This window comes from Pseudomonas sp. BB438, from assembly GCF_057180225.1.
In genome coordinates, this window is the sequence record NZ_CM170001.1 from 1,920,295 (window position 1) to 1,938,224 (window position 17,930).

The 17,930-nt window shown below is 66.0% G+C and carries 19 protein-coding genes; 4 read left to right on the plus strand and 15 right to left on the minus strand.

Annotated elements, in window-relative coordinates:
- Positions 1-24: 24 nt before the first annotated feature.
- The gene (locus AC1ZV1_RS09040) at positions 25-438 is read right to left on the minus strand and encodes a VOC family protein (RefSeq protein WP_484296407.1); all 414 of its coding nucleotides are present in this window, start codon (positions 436-438) and stop codon (positions 25-27) included.
- 60 nt (positions 439-498) lie between these two features.
- Here AC1ZV1_RS09040 and AC1ZV1_RS09045 point away from each other — a divergent pair, with 60 nt between their 5' ends.
- On the plus strand, positions 499-801 hold the full coding sequence (locus tag AC1ZV1_RS09045; protein WP_484296409.1) for a heme-binding protein: 303 nt from the start codon (positions 499-501) through the stop codon (positions 799-801).
- 9 nt (positions 802-810) lie between these two features.
- Here the strand turns inward: AC1ZV1_RS09045 and tsaA are convergent, their stop codons facing one another.
- Entirely contained in the window at positions 811-1,509 is a 699-nt protein-coding gene (tsaA, locus tag AC1ZV1_RS09050) for a tRNA (N6-threonylcarbamoyladenosine(37)-N6)-methyltransferase TrmO (protein ID WP_484296410.1), read from the minus strand.
- 48 nt (positions 1,510-1,557) lie between these two features.
- Positions 1,558-2,331, minus strand: coding sequence for an SDR family oxidoreductase (locus AC1ZV1_RS09055; protein ID WP_484296411.1), 774 nt, complete (start codon positions 2,329-2,331; stop codon positions 1,558-1,560).
- 173 nt (positions 2,332-2,504) lie between these two features.
- Here AC1ZV1_RS09055 and AC1ZV1_RS09060 point away from each other — a divergent pair, with 173 nt between their 5' ends.
- Positions 2,505-4,094: an ArnT family glycosyltransferase gene (locus AC1ZV1_RS09060; RefSeq protein ID WP_484296412.1), complete on the plus strand. Its 1,590-nt coding sequence runs from the start codon at positions 2,505-2,507 to the stop codon at positions 4,092-4,094.
- Here AC1ZV1_RS09060 and AC1ZV1_RS09065 read toward each other — a convergent pair.
- From AC1ZV1_RS09065 to rimO, 3 genes are read right to left on the minus strand one after another with little or no spacing between them, the layout of a single operon-like run.
- The gene (locus AC1ZV1_RS09065; RefSeq protein ID WP_484296413.1) at positions 4,042-4,410 is read right to left on the minus strand and encodes a DUF2784 domain-containing protein; all 369 of its coding nucleotides are present in this window, start codon (positions 4,408-4,410) and stop codon (positions 4,042-4,044) included. The genes AC1ZV1_RS09060 and AC1ZV1_RS09065 overlap by 53 nt on opposite strands.
- 7 nt (positions 4,411-4,417) lie before the next feature.
- Positions 4,418-4,879 (minus strand): YehS family protein, encoded by a 462-nt coding sequence (locus tag AC1ZV1_RS09070; protein ID WP_484296414.1) that lies wholly within the window; start codon positions 4,877-4,879, stop codon positions 4,418-4,420.
- A 52-nt stretch (positions 4,880-4,931) separates the two neighbouring features.
- Positions 4,932-6,254: a 30S ribosomal protein S12 methylthiotransferase RimO gene (gene rimO / locus AC1ZV1_RS09075; protein WP_484296415.1), complete on the minus strand. Its 1,323-nt coding sequence runs from the start codon at positions 6,252-6,254 to the stop codon at positions 4,932-4,934.
- 244 nt (positions 6,255-6,498) lie between these two features.
- Between rimO and AC1ZV1_RS09080 the strand changes: the two genes are divergently transcribed.
- Positions 6,499-8,403 (plus strand): potassium transporter Kup, encoded by a 1,905-nt coding sequence (locus AC1ZV1_RS09080; protein ID WP_484296416.1) that lies wholly within the window; start codon positions 6,499-6,501, stop codon positions 8,401-8,403.
- A gap of 144 nt (positions 8,404-8,547) precedes the next feature.
- On the opposite strand, the gene AC1ZV1_RS09085 is transcribed toward AC1ZV1_RS09080, so the two are convergent.
- The 4 genes from AC1ZV1_RS09085 to AC1ZV1_RS09100 all read right to left on the minus strand — a co-directional run bounded on the left by AC1ZV1_RS09085 (position 8,548) and on the right by AC1ZV1_RS09100 (position 11,314).
- On the minus strand, positions 8,548-8,814 hold the full coding sequence (locus tag AC1ZV1_RS09085) for a DUF2790 domain-containing protein (protein WP_024766463.1): 267 nt from the start codon (positions 8,812-8,814) through the stop codon (positions 8,548-8,550).
- A 254-nt stretch (positions 8,815-9,068) separates the two neighbouring features.
- Positions 9,069-9,299, minus strand: a complete 231-nt coding sequence (locus AC1ZV1_RS09090) for a cbb3-type cytochrome c oxidase subunit 3 (RefSeq protein WP_484296417.1) — start codon at positions 9,297-9,299, stop codon at positions 9,069-9,071.
- Between the two features lies 1 nt (position 9,300).
- Positions 9,301-10,728 (minus strand): cytochrome-c oxidase, cbb3-type subunit I, encoded by a 1,428-nt coding sequence (ccoN, locus tag AC1ZV1_RS09095; RefSeq protein ID WP_484296418.1) that lies wholly within the window; start codon positions 10,726-10,728, stop codon positions 9,301-9,303.
- Positions 10,729-10,879: 151 nt separating this feature from the next.
- Positions 10,880-11,314 (minus strand): NUDIX hydrolase, encoded by a 435-nt coding sequence (locus tag AC1ZV1_RS09100; protein ID WP_484296419.1) that lies wholly within the window; start codon positions 11,312-11,314, stop codon positions 10,880-10,882.
- 122 nt (positions 11,315-11,436) lie between these two features.
- On the opposite strand from AC1ZV1_RS09100, the gene rluB reads away from it, so the two are divergent.
- Positions 11,437-12,834: a 23S rRNA pseudouridine(2605) synthase RluB gene (rluB, locus tag AC1ZV1_RS09105; protein WP_484296420.1), complete on the plus strand. Its 1,398-nt coding sequence runs from the start codon at positions 11,437-11,439 to the stop codon at positions 12,832-12,834.
- Positions 12,835-13,005: 171 nt separating this feature from the next.
- Here rluB and AC1ZV1_RS09110 read toward each other — a convergent pair whose 3' ends face one another.
- From AC1ZV1_RS09110 to AC1ZV1_RS09130, 5 genes are all read right to left on the minus strand, one after another.
- Positions 13,006-13,932 carry a GGDEF domain-containing protein gene (locus AC1ZV1_RS09110; RefSeq protein WP_484296421.1) on the minus strand — a complete coding sequence of 309 codons (927 nt, stop codon included), beginning with the start codon at positions 13,930-13,932 and terminating at the stop codon, positions 13,006-13,008.
- A 266-nt stretch (positions 13,933-14,198) separates the two neighbouring features.
- Complete coding sequence (locus AC1ZV1_RS09115; RefSeq protein ID WP_484296422.1) at positions 14,199-14,942, minus strand: YciK family oxidoreductase; 744 nt, start codon at positions 14,940-14,942, stop codon at positions 14,199-14,201.
- Between the two features lie 51 nt (positions 14,943-14,993).
- Positions 14,994-15,671 carry an N-acetylmuramic acid 6-phosphate phosphatase MupP gene (gene mupP, locus AC1ZV1_RS09120; RefSeq protein ID WP_484296423.1) on the minus strand — a complete coding sequence of 226 codons (678 nt, stop codon included), beginning with the start codon at positions 15,669-15,671 and terminating at the stop codon, positions 14,994-14,996.
- On the minus strand, positions 15,668-16,366 hold the full coding sequence (gene ubiG / locus AC1ZV1_RS09125; protein WP_484296424.1) for a bifunctional 2-polyprenyl-6-hydroxyphenol methylase/3-demethylubiquinol 3-O-methyltransferase UbiG: 699 nt from the start codon (positions 16,364-16,366) through the stop codon (positions 15,668-15,670). Before ubiG ends, mupP begins: the two co-directional genes overlap by 4 nt.
- Before the next feature lie 136 nt (positions 16,367-16,502).
- On the minus strand, positions 16,503-17,828 hold the full coding sequence (locus AC1ZV1_RS09130; RefSeq protein WP_484296425.1) for a TRZ/ATZ family hydrolase: 1,326 nt from the start codon (positions 17,826-17,828) through the stop codon (positions 16,503-16,505).
- Positions 17,829-17,930: the final 102 nt, after the last annotated feature.

The window sequence follows — 17,930 nt, forward strand, 5'->3', positions numbered from 1 at the left end:
GTGCGGTGTTTGCAGCGGCGAGTCTCAGGCCAGGCGCTGCCCTGAAACCGCCGGGTGATACAGCGGCTGCACCTTGTTCCCCGCCGGGTCCAGCAGGTGGAAGCTGCGCGCGCCATCGCCATGGTCGAAAGGCCGGTCCAGCAGGGTTACGCCGCTCGCCTTGAAGTACTGGTACCAGGCTTCCAGCTCTTCCACGCTGTCGACGATGAAACCGTAGTGGTCCAGGGTCTGCAGGCCGTTGGCGGCGCCGAAGCCTCGGCCCAGGGACAGGTTGTCATTGCCGCAGGTGAGATAGACCAGGTCCTCGTTGGCGCGGTTGAGTACCTCCATGCCGAGGACGTCGACATAGAAGCGCTCGCACTCTTCCAGATTCGGCACCAGCAGAGCGAGGTGGCGCAGGCCATTGAGGCGGCCGGGGTGGGCAGGGAGATCGGACATGGACGCGGTTCCTTTTTTGTATACAATTTGATTTCAAATTTAAAACAAAAGGAGCGTCCTGTGTACAGTCTGTTCATCAAGACCCGCGTGAAACCCGGCAGCGCCGAGGATTTTCTCCACGCCATCAAGGTCAATGCTGCGGCTTCCGTGTCCAGCGAGCCGGGTTGTCTGGTCTTCGATGTGTCCCAGGATCGTCTTGATCCGGACGTGATCTACCTCTACGAGATCTACCGCGATGACGCGGCCTACGAGGCGCATACGCAGACCGCGCACTTCCGCGACAGCCGCCCGTTGGTGGAGCCGCTGATCGTCGAGCAGGAATGCTTCGAGAGCGATGTGATCGCGCTCAATCCGGTGGACTGACCGCAGATATCAGTCGGCGGCGCGTTGCAGGTCCAGCACGCGGATTTCGCCGTCGGTGGGGTAGTGCCAGTGCACGTCGAGGTCCCACAGACGAGCGCCGTAGCGACGCTCGGGTGAAGGCTTCTGGTAGGCCGGGCGCGGGTCCTGGGCGAGGCATTGCTCCACCAGTTCGCGCACCGGCTGGCCGAGGCGCAGGCCGTGCTCACGGGCCTGGCGCAGGGCGTCATCGCTCCAGTGCACGGCGATGGGGGCGGGCGGTGCGTCGGCGATGGCGTTGCGCGCGTCTACGACGATGTCCGCGTAAGGCACGTAGGGCTTGATGTCGATGACCGGGGTGCCATCCAGCAGGTCGATGCCGGAGAGCCAGAGGCGGCCGGGCTCGACCTTCTCCAGTTTCACCACGGATTGGCCGAGGCCGTTGGGCCGGTGGGTGGCGCGGGTGGCAAACACGCCCATCGACTGGTTGCCGCCCAGGCGCGGCGGGCGCACCTTCAGCCGCGGCTTGTCTTCCAGTGCCTGGTGGAAGAGGAAGATCAGCCAGACGTGGCTGACCTGCTCCAGGCCCTCCACCGCGTCGCCGGTGTCGAACGGCGGCAGCAGTTCCAGCACGCCGGTCGCGGCCGGGGCCAGTTGCGGCTGGCGCGGGATGGCGAACTTCTCCTTGAAGCAGGAGCGGACATGGCCGATCGGCGAGATGGTGTGGGACATGGCGGCACGGGCTGTTGCAGGGGCCGCCATGGTACCCGATTCGGCCGTTCAGCCTAGATGGAAGCCGCCGTCGATGGGGATGATGTTGCCGGTCATGTAGGCGCCGGCAGCGCTCGCCAGGCTGATCGCCAGGGCGGACATCTCTTCCTCGCGTCCCCAGCGGCGCATGGGAATCACCGCCGTGTCCTCGGCCATGGCCTGCTCGTCGTTGGCGATGTGGCGGGTCATCTTGCTGGGGAAGCGGCCGGGGGCGATGACGTTGACGTTGATATGGTCCTTCACCAGTTCCCGGGCCAGCATGCGTGACAGCTGATGCAGCGCGGCCTTGCTCGGGCCGTAGGCATAGGCGTTCTCACCGTGGGAGGTGACGCCGGCCACCGAACCGATGTTGATCACCCGCGCCGGGTTCTCCGCGCTGCCGCCTTTCTTCAGCAGCGGCAGCAGTTGCTGGATGCAGCTGAATACCGCCGTGACGTTGAGCTGCATGACCTTTTCCCAACCAGAGGCCGGGTAGCTTTCCAATGGCGCGCCCCAGGTGGTGCCGGCGTTGTTGACCAGGATGTCGAGGTGGTCCAGGCGCTCGTTCAGCTCGGCGGCCAGGGCGCGGGCGCCTTCCTCGGTGGCGAGGTTCGCTGGGAGGCCGATGCACTCGCCGAACTGCGACAGCTCGGCGGCGGTGTCGGCGCAGGCCGCGCCGTCGCGGGCGCAGATGATCACCTTGGCGCCGGCTTCGAGCAGGCCCTGGGCGATCATCCGGCCGATGCCGCGGGTGCCACCGGTGACCAGTGCGGTCCGTCCGGCGAGGGAAAAGTACGGGTGCATGAGCCTCTCCTGGCTGGTTTTTCGCCTCACCCTAGCGGGATCGCCGGGGCGCTCCGAGCACTATCCAGCCGGGAAATGGCGCCGCATTACGCGATGGCTGCATTTTCTTAACCTGCGCATAACCAACGTTGCCCTAGTGTCCCGCGCACGTTCGAATGGCCGGGGGCCGGGTGATGCAGGAGTGGAGCAAGGATCGTAGGGCGCTGGCGCTATTGCTGGGCGTCTCTGCGCTGCTGTTGATGTTCGGGTTGGGCTGGCGCGAGGTCTGGGGTCCGGAGGTGCGCTGGGCGGATATCGCGTTGCAGATGTTGCAGTCCGGGGACTACTTCGATCCCTACCTGCGCGGCGCGCCGTATTACGACAAGCCGCTGCTGTCCTACTGGCTGATCACCGCGCCGGCCAGCCTGTTCGGTCTCAATCACTGGACGTTGCGCCTGAGCACCGTGCTGGCGGGGCTGGGCAGCATCTGGCTGACCTGGTGGCTGGGCGAGCGCCTGTTGCGCAAGGGCACCGGACTGTTGGCGGGCTGGCTGCTGGCGACCACCTTCTACTTCCTGTTCTGGGCGCGGGTGGCGACGGCGGACGTGCTCACGGTGTTCGGCGTGCTGGCAGCGCTTGCCTGGTACTGGCGGGACCCGGAAGACACGCGCTTTTCCGGCTACCTCGGCTTCTTCCTGATCCTCTCGCTGACGTCGCTGTGCAAGGGGCTGATCGGCTTCATCCTGCCGGGGCTGGTATTGCTGCCGCACCTGCTGGGCGAAGGTCGCTGGCGCCGGCACCTGAACCTGCGGTTGGTGGCGGCGCTGGTGATGGCCGGCGGCGTCTACGCGATCCCCTTCGTGCTGTCGCACTTGTACGGCCAGCCCAGCTATGGCGAGAGCGGGCTGGCGCTGGTGTTCCGCGAAAACGTCGTGCGCTTCTTCCAGCCTTTCGACCACGAAGGGCCGATCTACACCTACCTGATCTATCTGCCTGCCTACACCTTGCCCTGGGCGCCGCTGTGGATACTCGGCCTGTGGTTCGCCGCACGCCGCTGGAAGCAGCTGGAGCCCAACGCGCGCTGGCTGGTCTGGGCACTGTTGCTGTTGTTCCTGTTCTTCACCGCCAGCGGTAGCCGACGCAGCTACTACGTTCTGCCGCTGGTGCCGTTCGCCCAGTTGCTGGCCGCGTGGTGGGTAGTCGAGCGGCGGCATCAGCGCGGGCTGGACGGTATTGGCCGCCTCTGGCCGCGAGCGGTGGCGGCGGCTGGTGTGCTGATGTTGCTGGTGCTGGGGGTGGCCTATCCGTGGAGCAATGGTGGCGGTGGGGTTCCACTCTTCGCCAGGGAGGTACACGCAGCGGCTGAGCAGAGCGCGCCCTGGTCGCAGTGGCGCGTGCTGGTCCTCGGCGATGACGATGCGCGCCTGCCGATGTACCTGGAGCAGCACGGAGAGCGACAAGCGCATCCCTTCCTCTACATCCGCTCCGGTTATCCACAGGGCGACAGTGCCGCGCTGTTCGCCTGGTTGCGCCAGCGCACCGGCGAGGACTGGGACCCGGCACGGACCGTGATCGTTTCCCAGGTGACGCACGACGGAGAACAGCCGCTGAACTGGTTGACTGTGGATCACCGGCTGATCGAGTCCACGCTCAACAATGGCCAGCGCCTGGGGCACGCGAAGAACAAGGAAGCCAGCCTGGCGTATCTGCCGGTGAGCAAGCCGGCGCCGCTCAGTTCGGGCGCAGTGCCCGGCGCAGCCGGAGCAGATACGGCGGCAGATTGACCGCCACCACCACCAGGCCAAGGACGACCTGGGTCGCTTCGGTCAGGCCGGCGGGGTAGATCAGCGGGATCAGGTAGTGCTCGATGAAGCCGCCTTCGTAGCCCTGGCCCCCCGCCAGGGCGCGGAAGTGGTTTTCCAGCGGGGTGAGCGGGCAGTAGAGGTGGAGGAATTCCACTGCCATGCCCCAGGCTGCGGCCGGCACGTGCAGCCAGGCCAGGCGCGGCCAGCGCAGCACCAGCAGGCCGCCGAGCAGCACGAAGAGGATGAACGCCAGGTGGAACAGGACGACGGCGTCGGCGACCAGGCGGTAGAACATCGCGGCCTCAGCGCTGCTGGCGCTGGGTCAGGCCCTTGAGAAAGTTGCGCAGCAGCTGGTCGCCGCAGGGGTGGTAGTTGCTGTGGCCGGGCTTGCGGAACAGCGCGCCCAGTTCGCCCTTGGTGACGATGAAGCCGACGCTGTCGAGGATCGCGAGGATGTCGTCGTCGCGCAGTTCGAAGGCGACGCGCAGCTTCTTCAGGGTGATGTTGTTGGTCAGCGGCAACTCCACCGGCGGCAGCGGGCGCGATTCGTCGCGGCCGCGGCGGTGCACGATCAGGCCGTCGAGGAAGTGCGCCAGCACGCGGTCGCTGCACGGCTTGAAGTCCGGTTCGTCGTCGCGGGCGAGGAAGGCGCCGACTTCCTCGGCGCTGAGATTGAAGCCGGCCAGCGCGGTGATCTCGGCCACCTGTGCGTCGCGGATGTCCAGCAGGTAGCGCAGGCTGCGCAGTACGTCGTTGTTGGTCATGTGCTTTCCGATAGCAGAAATGAAAAGCCCCGCGAGGCGGGGCTTTTGCGGATCAGACCAGTTCGGCCCAGAGGTCGTACTCGTCGGCGTCGGTGATGCGCACGCGCACCTTGTCGCCCGGTTTCACGTCGAAGCTGTCGATGTAGACGGCACCGTCGATTTCCGGGGCGTCGGCGTAGGAGCGGCCGACCGCGCCCTCATCGTCCACTTCGTCGATCAGCACGTCGATTTCCTTGCCGATCTTCAATTGCAGGCGGGCGGCGGAGATGGCCTGCTGGTGCGCCATGAAGCGCTCCCACCGCTCTTGCTTGATGTCATCGGGTACCACGTCCAGGCCCAGGTCGTTGGCTGGCGCGCCTTCCACCGGGGAGTACTGGAAGCAGCCGACGCGGTCGAGCTGGGCTTCGGTCAGCCAGTCCAGCAGGTACTGGAAGTCTTCCTCGGTCTCGCCGGGGAAGCCGACGATGAAGGTAGAGCGGATGGTCAGCTCGGGGCAGATCTCGCGCCACTTCTTGATGCGCGCCAGGGTCTTGTCCTCGAAGGCGGGGCGCTTCATGGACTTGAGGACTTTCGGGCTGGCGTGCTGGAAGGGAATGTCCAGGTAGGGCAGCAGCTTGCCCTCGGCCATCAGCGGGATCACGTCGTCGACGTTGGGGTACGGGTACACATAGTGCAGGCGTACCCAGACGCCCATGGAGGAGAGCGCCTGGCACAGCTCCAGCATGCGGGTCTTCACCGGCTGGCCGTCCCAGAAGTCCATCTTGTACTTCAGGTCCACGCCGTAGGCGCTGGTGTCCTGGGAGATGACCAGCAGTTCCTTCACGCCGGCCTTGACCAGACGCTGGGCTTCGCTGAGCACGTCGCCGACCGGGCGGCTGACCAGCTTGCCGCGCATGGACGGGATGATGCAGAAGCTGCAGCTGTGGTTGCAGCCTTCGGAAATCTTCAGGTAGGCGTAGTGACGCGGGGTCAGCTTGATGCCCTGCGGCGGCACCAGGTCGATCAGCGGGTTATGCTCGGCCTTGGGCGGGATCACCTCGTGGACGGCGTTGACCACCTGCTCGTACTGCTGCGGGCCGGTCACGGCCAGCACGCTGGGGTGCACGTCACGGATGCTGTCTTCGGCGACGCCCATGCAGCCGGTGACGATCACCTTGCCGTTCTCGGCAATGGCTTCGCCGATGGCGTCCAGGGATTCGGCCTTGGCGCTGTCGATGAAGCCGCAGGTGTTCACCACCACCACGTCTGCGTCCTGGTAGGTGGGCACGATTTCGTACCCTTCCATGCGCAGCTGGGTGAGGATGCGTTCGGAGTCGACGGTCGCTTTCGGGCATCCGAGCGAGACGAATCCGACTTTGGGTGTGGCGGTGGACATGTGCGGCTAACCTCGAAGGGCGCGCTGGCGGCGCCTCTGATCAAAAAGTGCGCAATTCTAGCGGCGTCCCGTGCACTTGACCAGCCTCTCTGGGACAAGCTGTCGCACGCTGCCGGACAACCCCGTCCGCCCGGTAATTCCGGGCAACAGGCTCTATAGTCAATCAGAACCTTCGAAGCCGGCTCTTGCATCGACGAAAGGGTCGGAGCAGGATGCGCCGAATTTTTTTGAGGAATTTTGTTACATGTCCGATGCAAGCGCCGGCACCGTTGAGCATGAGCAGCCCCATTCGAGCTCCGCGATCGGCCTGATGGTCGGCGCCGTGGGGGTCTGCTACGGCGATATCGGCACCAGCCCGCTGTACACCCTCAAGGAAGTCTTCATCGGCGGGTACGGCGTGCAGGCCAACCACGACGGGGTGCTCGGCGTGCTCTCGCTGATCTTCTGGTCGCTGATCTGGGTGGTATCGATCAAGTACGTGATCTTCGTGCTGCGCGCCGACAACCAGGGCGAGGGCGGGGTGATGGCGCTGTCGGCACTGGCACGTCGCGCCGCCGCCGGGAAGCACCGGTTGCAGGCGATGGTGGTGGTCGCCGGCCTGATCGGCGCGGCGCTCTTCTACGGCGACAGCATGATCACCCCGGCCATTTCGGTGCTCTCGGCCATCGAGGGCCTCGAGATCGCCTTCGACGGCCTGGAGCACTGGGTGGTGCCGCTGTCGCTGATCGTGCTGGTCGGCCTGTTCCTGATCCAGAAGCACGGTACCGCGCGTATCGGCATTCTCTTCGGTCCGGTGATGGTGGCGTGGTTCGTGGCGCTGGCGGCGCTGGGCGCCTACGGCGTGTCGCGCCAGCCGGAAGTGCTGAAGGCGATGAACCCGGCCTGGGCCGTCAATTTCTTCCTCTCGCATCCGGGCATCGGCGTGGCCATTCTCGGCGCCACCGTGCTGGCGCTGACCGGTGCCGAAGCGCTGTACGCCGACATGGGCCACTTCGGCCGCAAGCCCATCGCCCGCGCCTGGTTCGCCCTGGTGCTGCCGGCGCTGGTGCTGAATTACTTCGGCCAGGGCGCGACCATCCTGGTCAACCCGGAAGCCGCGCGTAACCCCTTCTACCTGACCGCGCCGGGCTGGGCGCTGGTGCCGATGGTGGCGCTGTCCACCGCGGCCACGGTGATTGCGTCCCAGGCGGTGATTTCCGGTGCCTTCTCGCTGACCCGCCAGGCCATCCAGCTTGGCTTCGTGCCGCGCATGGTGATCCAGCACACCTCCAGCCACGAGCAGGGGCAGATCTACATCGGCATGGTGAACTGGGCGCTGATGGTCGGCGTGGTACTGCTGGTGCTGGGCTTCGAATCCTCCGCCGCCTTGGCGTCGGCCTACGGCGTGGCGGTGACCGGGACCATGCTGATGACCACCCTGCTGATGGGCGTGGTGGTCTGGCTGCTGTGGAAGTGGCCGCTGTGGCTGGCGATTCCGTTCTTCCTGATGATGCTGTTCGTCGACACGCTGTTCTTCGCCGCGAACCTGCCCAAGGTTGTCCAGGGGGGGGCTTTCCCGGTGATCGCCGGTATCGGCCTGTTCATCCTGATGACCACCTGGAAGCGCGGCCGCCAACTGCTGGTGGACCGCCTCGACGAGGGCTCGCTGCCGCTGCCGCTGTTCATCTCCAGCATCCGCTCGCAGCCGCCGCATCGCGTGCAGGGCACCGCGGTGTTCCTCACCGCCCGTACCGACGCCGTCCCCCATGCGCTGCTGCACAACCTGCTGCACAACCAGGTGCTGCATGAGCAGGTCGTGCTGCTCACCGTGGTCAACGAAGACAGCCCGCGCGTGCCGCCGGACCGCCGGTTCGAGGTTGACGCCTACGGTGAGGGTTTCTTCCGCGTGGTGCTGCACTTCGGCTTCATGGAGGACCCGGACATCCCGCAGGCGCTCAAGCTGTGCCACCTCAACGAGCTGGACTTCAGCCCGATGCGCACCACCTACTTCCTCAGCCGCGAGACGGTGATCCCGTCCAAGCTGATCGGCATGGCGCGCTGGCGCGAGGCGCTGTTCGCCTTCCTGCTGAAGAACGCCAACGGCAACCTGCGCTACTTCAATCTGCCGCTGAACCGGGTGATCGAGCTGGGGACACAGGTGGAAATCTGATCTGCCTCTGAATGAAAGAACGCGCCGCTGGGCGCGTTCTTTCGTTGAGGCTGGCGCATGACTTGAATCAGGATCGCCCCCCGACCGCCACCACAGGCTCGCGGGGTTTGGCCAAGACGGCCGGAGGACGATGTTCGGCGAGGCTCAGCCCTGGCTGGTGCTGCCGCCCCATTCGAGGAAACGGACCTTGTGGGTCTGGCCTTCGTGATCCTGGTAGACCATGTATGCCGGCACGATGCCGACCTTGCCGGAGTTGTCGGTGCGGTGCAGGACCTTGTCGACGTCCAGGGACATGCCGTAGTGGTATTCGGTGACCGGCAGGTCAGCGCCGGGGTTCTTGATAGCGTCCTGGGCAAAAGCCATCGGGGCGAGGCTGGAGATGACAGCCGACACGACAGAGGCAAGCTTCATTCTGTATTTCCTCGGTGAGGGCCGCGGGGCCCTTGAATGGGTTTGAAAGCCCCACCGGGGAGCGCTGGCATCGATAATGTCTGTCCTGGGGTCCAGACAGGACAGGGGACGATGCTTCAGGCGTCCATCAGGTGGCGGGGCACGGGAGTGATATTCCTCCTCGGGGCCGCCGCCGGGAAATTGATGTGCTTGCTAATGAAAATTGATGGAGGTGATGTGGCGCTCTGTCGCAGGCATGCCCGCAAAGTGCCGTGCTAGGGCTGCCAGTCGCGCCAGTGCTGGCAGTCGCCCTGGCAGCGACCGGGGCAAGCGCAGCCGCTGCGGCTGCGCCCCGTGGCCTTTTCCATGCGTTGGGCAACCTCGTCGTCATCGGCGAAGGGCAGCATGCTGGCCTCCTCGATGCCGCGCTCGCGGTGCGCTCGCAGGCTCCAGCCGACGCCGAAATACAGCGCCAGCAGGCCGGCCAGCCCCAGCCAGAGCGTCATCTCAGGCCATCCGCTCGGCGACGCGCATGGATTCCGGGCGCGCCTGGCGCACGGTCATCCAGGTATTCCAGGCCATCAGCAGCATGCCGCCGAGGAACATCATCCCGCCGCTCATGCGCACCACGAAGCCGGGGTGGCTGGCCTGCAGCGCCTCGACGAAGGAGTAGGTGAGCGTGCCGTCGGCGTTCACCGCCCGCCACATCAGGCCCTGGGTGATGCCGTTGACCCACATCGAGGCGATGTAGAGGACTGTGCCGATGGTGGCCAGCCAGAAGTGTGCGTTGATCAGACCGATGCTGTGCATCTGTTCGCGACCGAAAACCTTGGGAATCAGGTGATAGAGCGAGCCGATGGAAATCATCGCGACCCAGCCCAGCGCGCCGGCATGGACGTGGCCGATGGTCCAGTCAGTGTAGTGAGAGAGGGCGTTGACGGTCTTGATCGCCATCATCGGACCTTCGAAGGTCGACATGCCGTAGAAGGCCAGCGACACCACGAGGAAGCGCAGGATCGGGTCGGTGCGCAACTTATGCCAGGCACCGGAGAGCGTCATCATGCCGTTGATCATGCCGCCCCAACTGGGCGCCAGGAGGATCAGCGACATCACCATGCCCAGGCTCTGCGCCCAGTCGGGCAGGGCGGTGTAGTGCAGGTGGTGCGGGCCGGCCCAGATGTACAGGGTGATCAATGCCCAGAAGTGCACGATGGACAGCCGGTAGGAATACACCGGGCGCCCGGCCTGCTTGGGCACGAAGTAGTACATCATCCCGAGGAAGCCGGTGGTGAGGAAGAAGCCGACCGCGTTGTGCCCGTACCACCACTGCACCATGGCGTCGGTGGCGCCGGCGTAGACCGGGTAGGACTTGAACCAGTCCACCGGAATGGCCAGGTGGTTGACGATGTGCAGCATCGCCGTGACCAGGATGAAGGCGGCGAAGAACCAGTTGCCCACGTAGATGTGCGACGTCTTGCGCTTCATCAGCGTGCCGAAGAACACCACGGCGTAGGCGACCCAGACGATGGCCATCCACACCGCGCCGGTGAACTCGATCTCGGCGTACTCCTTGGTGGTGGTGTAGCCCAGCGGCAGGCTGATCATCATCACCACGATCAGCGCCTGCCACCCCCAGAAGGTGAACGCCGCCAGGCTGTCCGAGAACAGTCGCGTCTGGCAGGTGCGCTGTACCGTGTAGTAGCTGGTGGCGAACAGCGCGCAGCCACCGAAGGCGAAGATCACCAGGCTGGTGTGCAGCGGGCGCAGACGCCCGAAACTGGTCCATGGCAGGTCCAGGTTCAGTTGCGGCCAGACCAGCTGGGAGGCGATCAGAACCCCCATGGCCATGCCGACGACGCCCCAGACCACCGTCATGATGGCGAATTGGCGGACGACCTTGTAGTTGTACGCCTGCTCCGTGCTTCTCGTGTTCATGCTCGATTCCCGCTTGTGACAGAACGTCCGGGCGCGCCATGGACGGCAAATCCGGCGCGCTTCGGTGAGCGGGCAATCTAGGAAAATGCAGCAGCAGGAAACAGATTCAGATAGGCCGCGCAAATACGGATCAGCGGCCGGCGATGCGGAATCAGGCGATGTCCAGCCGCCCTGCGAGGAAATGCCGCAGGCGCTCCTGCAGGTAATCCACGGCCTGTTCGTGAGCGAGGTATTCGCTGACCCGCATCAGGCGCCAGTACTGGCCTTCGTCGCCGAAGCGGATGGCCTCGAACTCGGCCTGCTCCAGGCGCGCCACCAGGAACCACGCCCAGGGCGCCGGACCGTGGGTGGCGGGGTAGCGGCGCTGCCATTCGATACGCTGTTCGTCCAGGCGCAGGGCGAACTCTTCTTCCAGCTCGCGCAGCGCGCACTGCGCCGGGGTTTCGCCGCCTTCGCGGCCGCCACCGGGGAAATCCCAGCAGCCGGGGTAGGGGATGCCGGCCTTTTCGTCGCGCTTGTAGACCACCAGTTGGCCGGCGTGGAACAGCGCGAGCTTGGCGCCGGTGAAGTCGTCTTCTGGCTGCATGGCTTCATTCTCCCTGTAAGTCGACTAGTCTTTCCCGACTGCGGACGGTGCTTTGCCGCCCGCAAGCGCGTATGATGCGCGACCTTTTTTATTCGTTGCATGCCACACCGGGAGGTGCCCAGATGACCGACACGCACGAAAACCTTGAAGAACTTACCCCAGCCCCGTCCGGCGAGAAACTGCAGAAAGTCCTCGCGCGCATGGGCGTCGGCTCGCGCCGCGACGTCGAGGCCTGGATCGAAGAGGGCCGCGTCAAGGTCAATGGCGCCGTGGCGACCCTCGGCCAGCGCGTGGGCGACCGCGATGCCATCGCCGTCGACGACCGTCTGCTCAAGCGCGAGAAGATCGAAGAACACGTCCGTCGCGTGCTGATCTACAACAAGCCCGAAGGCGAAGTCTGCACCCGCGACGATCCGGAAGGCCGCCCGACCGTGTTCGACCGTCTGCCGCGCCTGCGCAGCGGCCGCTGGATCAACGTCGGTCGCCTGGACATCAACACCACCGGCCTGCTGATGTTCACCACCGACGGTGAACTGGCCAACCGCCTGATGCACCCGTCCTACGAGATGGACCGCGAGTACGCCGTGCGCGTGCGTGGCGAAGTCGACGAAGAGATGATCGAGCGCCTGAAGGCCGGCGTGATGCTCGAAGACGGCCCGGCCAAGTTCAGCGACATCCAGGAAGCGCCGGGTGGCGAAGGCTTCAACCACTGGTACCACGTGGTGGTGATGGAAGGCCGTAACCGCGAAGTTCGCCGCCTGTGGGAATCCCAGGGTGTGGTGGTCAGCCGCCTGAAGCGCGTGCGCTTCGGACCGGTCTTCCTGACCTCCGAGCTGACCATGGGCCGCTACCGCGAGATGGGCCAGCGCGAGCTGGACATCCTCAGCGAGGAAGTCGGCCTGACGCCGATCGCGCTGCCGGCGGTTTCCACCAAGACCAAGGAAAAGGTCGAGCGCCAGGAGCGCAAGCTCGGCAAGAAGCTGGCGCCCAGCGAGCGTCCGGGCCGTGGCTCGCGTACCCGCACCGAGCGTGTCGAAGGTGAGCGTCCGCAGCGTGCTCCGCGTCCGGCTGCTGGTGAGCGTCCGGCTCGTGGTCCGCGCGATTCCGACGAGCGTCCGGCTCGTGCTCCGCGTGGTGACTCCGCCGATGGCCGCGCACCGCGCAAGCCGCGCGATGCTGGCAGTGATCGTCCCGCTCGCGCTCCGCGTGATGGCGCCGATCGCCCGGCTCGCGGCCCGCGCAGTGACGCGGGTGAAGGCCGCGCTCCGCGCAAGCCGCGTGACGCCGGTGGTGATCGCCCTGCTCGCGCTCCGCGTGACGGTGCCGATCGTCCGGCCCGTGGCCCGCGCAGTGATGCCGGCGAAGGCCGTGCTCCGCGCAAGGCGCCGAGCGACCGTCCGGCTCGCGAGAAAGGTGCCCCGCTGGCCGAGCGTCCCGGCAAGCCGGTCGCCCGCAAGCCAATCGCCAAGCGTCGCCCACAGGCTGCCGGTGACGGCATGCGTCCGGGGTTCAAGCGCTAAGCGACAGCGGTCAATGAAAAGGGCTCCTCGGAGCCCTTTTTTTATTGCCTGCACATTATCCGGATGGGCTCTTCGTAGAAGCGAGCTTGCTCGCGAACGAGTTTTCCGGCGGCACCGGCATTAAGCGGGTTCGCGAGCAAGCTCGCTCCTACAGGGTAGGTTCCTGTTGAATCAGCTGGCGCAGGCCAGGCGGTTGCGCCCGTCGCGCTTGGCTTCGTAGAGGGCGCTGTCGGCGCGGCGCAGCAGGTCGTCCACCGACTCGCCGCCATTGAGCGTTGCGCAGCCCAGGCTGATGGACAGCGGCAAGCGCTTGCCGTCGGCGGCCAGGTTCAGCTCCTCCACGGCAGCGCGCAGCCGTTCGCCGACCTGCACGGCGGCAACGCCGGGCGTGTTGGACAGCAGTACGAGGAACTCTTCGCCGCCAAAGCGGAACACCATGTCGACGTTGCGCAGGCTGTTCTTCAGTGCCGTGGCCACGGCGCGCAGGGCGTCGTCGCCGACGCTGTGGCCGTGCTCGTCGTTGATCTGCTTGAAGTGGTCCAGGTCGAGCATGAGGATCGACAGCGGCAGCAGGTGACGCCGTGCCACCTCGACCTCGCGGCCCAGGGTCTGGTCCATGGCGATGCGGTTTCCGGTGCCGGTCAGCGCATCGCGCAGCGCCGACTGCACGGCGGCGCGGTAGAGCAGGGCGTTGCGCAAAGGGTAGAGCAGGCAGGCCATCAGTGATTCCAGCTGCGACAGCTCGGCCTCGGAGAAGCGCCGGGCGCGGCGGAAGCTGATCTCGCCGAGGTATTCGCTGGCGTGGGTCAGGCGGTAGTCGGCGCTGTGCCGGGCCGCTTCGCCGAACTCCAGGCGCAGGTCGGCACCTGCATGGAAGTAGGCCAGGTACTCCACCGGCAGCATCTGCTGGATCTCGCGGAAAAACACCGCCAGGATGCGCTCGGCCTCCAGGCTCACCTGCAGTTGCAGGTTCAGCTGCTGGCGCAGCTCCAGCAGTTCCAGCGGACGCCGCGAGGGTGTGCGGGTGTCCTGGCTGGCGGCGCGCTGGAGCTTGGCAGCATCGAAATCAATGGTGTTGGACTGCTTGGGAGGAACCATGGCGGTGACCATTTTTACGGCGTTTGCGGGGACAGAGCGATTTCCGTGCCAGGGCGCGGAAAGGCCTGAAAAGACGCCGTATTGACCGACCGGTGGCGGTCAGGGTTCCCGGGTGGAGGAAGGTTTCGCCAGAAGTCTGGCGAAATAGTGGCACTTAGCCAGAGGGTTGAGTGAGGTAGAGCCAGAAAAATGGCGGGAGGCGGCGTCGTTGCTGGGCTGCAAGTCGACGCCGCTGGTACGCCAGTACCGATTCTGTGAGGCGGAAATCAGTCCTGGGCGTTGAAGGCCTGGCCGTTCACGCCCTTGCTGTCCGGGCCCATGAGATACAGGTAGACCGGCATGATTTCTTCGGGCGCCGGGTTGTTGTAGGCGTTCTCACCCGGATAGGCGTGGGCGCGCATGGCGGTACGGGTGGCGCCAGGATTGACGCTGTTGGCGCGCACGCTGGTGATGTCCTCGCACTCGTCCGCCAGCACCTGCATCAGGCCTTCGGTAGCGAACTTCGACACCGCGTAGGCGCCCCAGTAGGCGCGGCCCTTGCGGCCGACACTGCTGGAGGTGAAGACCACCGAGGCGTCCTCGGAGAGCTTGAGCAGTGGCAGCAGGGTGTGGGTGAGGCTGAACATGGCGTTGACGTTCACCTGCATGACGCGGGTGAAGTTGTCGGTGGAAATCTGCTCGATGGGCGAACGCAGACCGAGAATCGAGGCGTTGTGCAGCAGGCCGTCGAGCTTGCCGAACTCCTTCTCGATCATGGCCGCCAGCTCGTCGTACTGATGCGGCAGGGTAGTTTCCAGGTTCAGCGGGACCACCACCGGCTCGGGATGACCGGCGGCGACGATCAGGTCATAGACCTCGTTGAGGTAGTCCTCGGTCTTGCCCAGCAGCAGCACGGTGGCCCCGTGGGCGGCGAAGGCAAGCGAAGCGGCCCGGCCGATACCGCGGCCGGCACCGGTCACCAGGATCACGCGGCCCTTGAGCAGGTCAGGGCGGGCGGAATAGTCGAACATGGTTTCTCCTTGGCGGAGCCCGTCAGAGCGACGGGCTCCCGGGGGTTCGGCTCAGCAGGAGCAGAGGGCGCGGTCGAGGACGGCGAGCAGGTCGCGGGGTGCATCGACGATGACGTCGGCGCCCCAGTGTGCGGGGTTGTCGTCCGGGTGGATGTAGCCGTAGCGCACGGCGGCGGTCTTGGTCCCGGCGGCGCGGCCCGATTCGATGTCGCGCAGGTCGTCACCGATGAACAGCACTTCGGACGGGTCGACCTTCAGCTGGCGGCAGGCCAGCAGGAGCATTTCCGGATCCGGCTTGCTCTTCGTCACGTGATCCGGGCAGACCAGCACCGCGGAGCGCTCGGCCAGGCCCAGTTGCTCCATGATCGGTGCGGCGAAGCGCACCGGCTTGTTGGTCACCACGCCCCAGATCAGGCGCGACTGCTCGATGCTCTCCAGAAGTTCGGCCATGCCGTCGTACGGGCGGGTGAAGACGGCGCAATGCTCCTGGTAGCGGTCGAGGAACTCCTGGCGCAGGGCCTCGAAGCCGGGGGCTTCCGGGTCCATGTCGAAGGTCGCGGCGACCATGGCGCGGGCGCCACCGGAGACCACGTCCTGGATGCGCCGGTCATCGATCGGCGCACGGCCATGGGCGACGAGCATTGCCTGGCACACGGCGATGAAGTCCGGCGCGGTGTCCAGCAGCGTGCCGTCCATGTCGAAGAGAACCGCTCTGAGCATGCGATTCACTCCTCGCGCAGGGTCTGGATCATGTAGTTGACATCGACGTCGCTGGCCAGCTTGTAGTGCTTGGTCAGCGGGTTGTAGGTTAGGCCGACGATGTCCTTGACCGCCAGGCCTGCGTCACGCGACCAGGCGCCCAACTCGGAGGGGCGGATGAACTTCTTGAAGTCGTGGGTGCCACGCGGCAGCAGGCGCATCACGTATTCCGCCCCGACGATGGCGAACAGGTAGGCCTTCGGGTTGCGGTTGATGGTGGAGAAGAACACCTGGCCGCCGGGCTTGACCATCCTGTAGCAGGCGCGGATGACCGAGGCCGGGTCCGGCACGTGCTCGAGCATCTCCAGGCAGGTCACCACGTCGAACTGCTCAGGCATTTCCTCGGCGAGTTCCTCGGCGGTAATGCGGCGGTACTCGACCGGCACGCCGGATTCCAGCTGATGCAACTGGGCGACCGCCAGTGGTGCCTCACCCATGTCGATGCCGGTGACGGTGGCGCCGCGCTGGGCCATGGCTTCGCTGAGGATGCCGCCGCCGCAGCCGACGTCGAGCACCTTCTTGCCGGCGAGGCTGACGCGCTCGTCGATCCAGTTGACCCGCAGCGGGTTGATGTCGTGCAGGGGCTTGAACTCGCTTTCGCGGTCCCACCAGCGGTGGGCGAGGGCCTCGAATTTGGCGATCTCGGCGTGGTCGACGTTGCTCATGGTGTCCCTATTGATCAAAAAGCTGGAAACGAAGACTGGCTATGATGCCAGCTTCGCGGAATGGATGGGGCGCGGCATGACAGATTGTCGCAACTGCGGCCCCGTATCCGAGGTCGCGATGCGCAGGAAGGCGCGGTCAGGCGCCGGCGATCCGCCGCCCCCAGTCGCCGGCCGCGGCGATCAGGCGCTCTTCGTCCAGGCGGGTGAGCTTGCCGTCGTCCAGTAGCTGCTTGCCGCCGACCCAGACATGGCGCACGCAGTCGCGGCCGCTGGCGTAGATGATCTGCGAGACCGGCTCGTACACCGGCTGTTGGGCCAGGCCAGAGAGATCGAAGGCGGTGAGGTCGGCGGACTTGCCCAGTTCCAGGCTGCCGGTTTCCTGCTCCATGCCCAGTGCGCGGGCGCCGTTCAGCGTGGCCATGCGCAGGGCGCGGTGGGCATCCAGTGCGGTAGCCTGGCCGGCCACGGCCTTGGCCAGCAGGGCGGCGGTGCGGGTTTCGCCGAGCAGGTCGAGGTCATTGTTGCTGGCGGCGCCATCGGTGCCGATGGCGACGTTGACGCCGGCCTGCCACAGCCGTTCCACCGGGCAGAAGCCGCTGGCCAGCTTGAGGTTGGATTCCGGGCAATGCACCACCGAGCTGTTGGTTTCCACCAGCATGGCCAGGTCCTCGTCGTTCACCTGGGTCATGTGCACGGCCTGGAAGCGAGGGCCGAGCAGCCCCAGGCGGTGCAGGCGGGCCAGCGGGCGCTCGCCGTGCTTCTCCACTGCCTGCTGGACCTCGAAGGCGGTCTCGTGGACGTGCATATGGATGCCGGCGTCGAGCTCCTCTGCGAGCATCAGGATGGTTTCCAGCTTGTCGTCGCTGACCGTGTAGGGCGCGTGCGGGCCGAAGGCCACCTTGATGCGCGGATGGTGCTTGAGGTCGTCGCGCAGTGCCAGGCCCTGGCGGATCGCCTCGTCGGCGTCGCGGGCGCCGGGGATCGGGAAGTCCAGCACCGGCACGCTGATCTGCGCGCGTATGCCGGCCTTGTGCACCACCTCGCAGGCGACCTGCGGGAAGAAATACATGTCCGAGAAGCAGGTGATGCCGCCCTTGAGCTGCTCGGCAATGGCCAGTTCGGTGCCGTCGCGGACGAAGTCCTCGCTGACCCATTGGGATTCCGCCGGCCAGATGTGCTCCTGCAGCCAGGTCATCAGCGCCAGGTCGTCCGCCAGGCCGCGGAACAGGCTCATCGCCGCGTGGCCGTGGGCGTTGATCAACCCGGGAGAGAGCAGCATGCCCGGCAGTTCGCGGGTTTCCGTGGCCGGGTGCCGGATTGCTTCGGCTCGCGGGGCGAGCAGGGCGATGCGGCCGTCGCGGATGCCCAGGCCGTGATCGCGCAGGACGACGCCTGCGGGCTCCACGGGGACGATCCAGGTGGGGAAGAGCAGCAGGTCGAGCGGGACTTTTTCGGTCGGCATGAAGCGCATCCTGGGCGCGTTGATAAAGGGCCGGAGTATAGCCGAGCAGTGCTGCTTCAGGCTCGGTATACTCCGCCGTTTCCCGGTGCTTCCGGGGTGATT